This is a genomic window from Enterococcus sp. LJL90, from assembly GCF_056924355.1.
Map to the genome: position 1 here is coordinate 1 of NZ_JBXPBQ010000051.1, position 1175 is coordinate 1175.

A 1175-nucleotide genomic window follows, 5' to 3' on the forward strand; every position below is an offset into this window, starting at 1 on the left:
ACTCACTTAAGAGTAGCGGCTTGATTGTTGAATCCTTTTCTAAAATTAGGTTATCCCAAAATGCCAGCAACTGGCTTTTGACCAGAAATCTGCTCAAGCCGTGTATACCAAGGTAAATTGCCGTCAAAGAAATATTCAGGCATATCTTTTCCGTTGTTGTCTTTATAGATTCTTTTCAAAATTACAATTTCATCTCCGTGCGCTAAATATTTTGCATTAGTACCATCAAAATAGTACCCGTTTCTTCCGTTTGCTGTTGGTCTCCAATAAATACATTGCATAGTTGTTTCCCTCCCTTTATTTTCATCGTTATTATTTTCTGCATTTTTCAATCTGTAGTAATAAGTTGGTGGGCCACCTAGCCAACCCGAACTTGCCGCAGTTTCTGCAATTCCATTTACAGAGCCCGCTGTACAGTGAATAATATTACTGTTACTTACAAAAACTCCTGTATGCCCGTTTGCTCCGCCACTACCACCTTTTGCTCCTGAAACGAAGATGTCCCCTCTTTGTGCATCGCTCCTTGCAATTGGAGTTAAAAGAGAGCCTTCTAATCGATATAATGATTCGGTATTGCCAATTGCAGTACCTGTTGGAAGAAAACCTCCTTCAATCAATGCAAAGTAGACAGCCGAGCTACAATCATAACTATTAGGTCCCAAACGATTGGTCATACTGTATGTAACTTTACCCTTTCGTTGCTGGAACCAATTAATTACTGATTCTACATTCGCCATAATCTCACCTTCTTTCTACATCAATTATATTCTTATCTTCTAATCCAAATAGGCCAAACTTATTCCCAGCCTAATCGATTCGCAATTTCTTGTAACAATTCATTATCTCTTCTTTTCACAGTAGATTCACTTAAATTAATCTCATGTGAAACAATCGCATTTTCTTTGCTCGGATTGCCTTGTAGATATTTGGAAATAAAAATATCATTGACTTCAGATGTCGAGTCTTGCAAAATCCCTCGTACTGTTTGGTCAAATAGTTTAGAGAAAATGATTTTATTTAATGACCAAGCTTCTTCACTTTCAACAAAGGGATAATCGTGATGAAAAATCTCATTAGAAGATAAAATGTATGCTAACTCTTTATACTTCCTCCGTGTACTTCTCAATTCCCACAATAAATGTCTAATATGGATTCTAGTTGCTTTATCTATCTTA

At 36.6% G+C, this 1175-nt stretch carries 2 protein-coding genes; both read right to left on the minus strand.

Annotation, left to right across the window (positions count from 1 at the left end; all coding sequences use genetic code 11):
* Nucleotides 1-50 precede the first annotated feature (50 nt).
* Nucleotides 51-737: a peptidoglycan amidohydrolase family protein gene (locus AC1Z3S_RS20035; RefSeq protein WP_461741842.1), complete on the minus strand. Its 687-nt coding sequence runs from the start codon at nucleotides 735-737 to the stop codon at nucleotides 51-53.
* 59 nt (nucleotides 738-796) lie between these two features.
* Nucleotides 797-1175: transcriptional regulator (locus AC1Z3S_RS20040; RefSeq protein ID WP_461741843.1), on the minus strand; the 379-nt coding region annotated here is incomplete at its 5' end.